General features: G+C 79.3%; 2 protein-coding genes. Both read left to right on the forward strand.

The annotated features are described in order from the left end of the window. The coding region (locus HLB09_RS15700; protein WP_212771218.1) for a UDP-N-acetylglucosamine--N-acetylmuramyl-(pentapeptide) pyrophosphoryl-undecaprenol N-acetylglucosamine transferase at positions 1-941 on the forward strand (941 nt) is incomplete at its 5' end. After that, entirely contained in the window at positions 938-2,488 is a 1,551-nt protein-coding gene (murC, locus tag HLB09_RS15705; protein WP_322790222.1) for a UDP-N-acetylmuramate--L-alanine ligase, read from the forward strand. The genes HLB09_RS15700 and murC, both read left to right, overlap by 4 nt. The last annotated feature ends 52 nt before the right edge of the window (positions 2,489-2,540 follow it).

The following is a 2,540-nucleotide window of genomic DNA, read 5'->3' on the forward strand; positions in this document are numbered from 1 at the left end:
GAGCCCGGCGTCCGCTTCAACGCCGTCGAGCCGGGCACCACGGCCACCGACATGACCGCCGCCTTCGGGATCGGCCGACCGCCGCGGGAGAGCGCCCGCGTCGTCGTGCGCCTGGCCACCTCGGGCCGCGCGGCGCGGACGTCGTCGTGGGCATGGGCGGCTACGTGGCCGTGCCCGCCTACCTGGCCGCGCGACGGCGCGGCGTGCCCGTCGTCGTCCACGAGCAGAACGCCCGCCCGGGCGTGGCCAACCGCCTCGGCGCCCGGCTCACCCCCCACGTCGCGACGACCTTCCCGGGGACGCCGCTGCGGGGGGCCGTGCGCGTCGGCCTGCCCATGGCGCCCGCGCTCGCGCACCTCGACCGCGCCGCCCTCCGGGGGGAGGCCGTGGCGCACTTCGACCTCGACCCCGACCGTCCGACCCTCCTCGTCGTCGGCGGGTCGCTGGGGGCGCAGCGGCTCAACGAGGCCGTCGCCGGGGCGTGGCCGGACGTCGAGGCGGCGGGCGTCCAGGTCCTCCACCTCACCGGCGCGGGCAAGGCCGTCGTGGCGGCGCACCGGCCGGGCGGCCCCGTCCACCGCATCCTCGAGTACACCGACCGCATGGACCTCGCCTACGCCGCCGCCGACGCGGCGCTGTGCCGCTCCGGCGCCGGGACGGTCTGCGAGGTCAGCGCCGTCGGCCTCCCGGCCGCCTTCGTCCCGCTGCCGATCGGCAACGGTGAGCAGCGGCGCAACGCCGAGCCCGTCGTCGAGGCCGGCGGGGCCCTGCTCGTGGCCGACGCCGACCTCGACGCGGCGTGGCTGCGCGAGCACCTCCTCCCGCTCCTCGTCGACCGCCCGCGGCTCGCGGCGATGGCGGCCGCCGCGCAGGCCAGCGCCGTGCGGGACGCCGACGAGCGCCTCGCCGACCTCGTGCTCGCCGCGGCGGGACGCTCGTGAGCGCCGCCCCCACCGCCGGCGTCCCGTCCGCCGGGGACGTCTCGGCCGCCGACGCCGACCTCCTGTCCGGCGACGTGCCGCTGGCCTTCGACGTCGCCGCCCCCGTCCCGCCGGCCGCCGATCTCGGCGGCGTGCACCTCGTCGGCGTCGGCGGGGTGGGCATGTCGGGCATCGCGCGCGTGCTGCTCGCCCGCGGGCTGCCCGTGAGCGGCAGCGACGCCAAGGACGTGCCCGTCCTGGCGGCGCTGCGCGCCGTCGGCGGTCGCGTCGCCGCCGGCTTCGACGCCGCCCGCCTCGACGGCGCCGGGACCGTGGTCGCGTCCTCGGCCATCCGCGCCGACAACGTCGAGCTCGTCGCCGCCCGCGAGCGGGGCCTGCGGGTCCTGCACCGCTCGCAGGGCCTGCAGGCGCTCATGGCCGACCGCCGGGCGGTCGCCGTCGCGGGCACCAACGGCAAGACGACGACGACGTCGATGCTCGTCGTCGCGCTGCAGCGCGCGGGCCTCGACCCGTCCTTCGCCGTCGGCGGCGAGCTGCGCGGCGCCGGGACCAACGCCCACGAGGGCACGGGGGACCTCTTCGTCGCCGAGGCCGACGAGTCCGACGCGTCCTTCCTCGTCTACGAGCCCGAGCTGTCCGTCGTCACCAACGTCCAGCCCGACCACCTCGACCACTACCGCGAGGCGGCGGCCGTCGAGCGGGCCTTCGGCGCCTTCGCGGGTCGCGTGCGTCCCGGCGGCGTCCTCGTGGCCTGCGCGGACGACCCGGGCGCGGCCCGGCTCGCCGCGGCCGTGGCGCGGGCGCACGAGCGCGAGCCCGGCGCCTGGCCCCGGGTCGTCACCTACGGGCAGTCCTCGGCCGCCGACGTGCGCCTGGAGGACCTCGAGCCGGAGGGCGGGCGGACGTCCTTCGCCCTCGTCGACGCGGGCCGTCGCGAGGGTGAGGTGCACCTGCAGGTGCCGGGGCTGCACAACGCCCTCGACGCCGCGGCCGCCTACACCGCCGCGACGCGCCTGGGCGTCGCCCCCGCCACCGCCGTGGCCGGCCTGGAGGCCTTCACCGGCACGCGGCGCCGCTTCGAGGACCGAGGCGGCGCCGACGGCGTGCGCGTCTACGACGACTACGCGCACAACCCGGCCAAGGTCGCGGCGGCCGTCGCCACGGGCCGCCAGGTGGCGGGGGAGGGGCGCCTCGTCGCCGTCTTCCAGCCCCACCTCTACAGCCGCACGATGGACTTCGCCGCCGAGTTCGGCGCCGCGCTCGGGGCGGCCGACGAGGTCGTCGTCATGGACGTCTACGCGGCGCGCGAGGACCCGGTGCCCGGGGTGACCGGCGGGCTCGTCGCCCGCGCCGTGCCGCTGCCCCCGGAGCGGGTGGCGTACGTGCCCTCGTGGGGCGACGCCGCGCGGGAGGCCGCGGGGCGCGCCCGGCCCGGTGACCTCGTGCTGACCATCGGGGCCGGTGACGTGACGATGGTCGCGGGCGAGGTGCTGGGGGAGCTCGAGCGCCGCTCGCCCGCCGCGACGACCGGTGGTGGCGCGGCGTGAGCCGGCGACCGCTGGCGCCGCGGGCCCGTCCGGCCGCCGAGGCCCCTCCGGC

It is taken from the genome of Pseudokineococcus marinus (assembly GCF_013004605.1).
Classification (GTDB): domain Bacteria; phylum Actinomycetota; class Actinomycetes; order Actinomycetales; family Quadrisphaeraceae; genus Pseudokineococcus; species Pseudokineococcus marinus.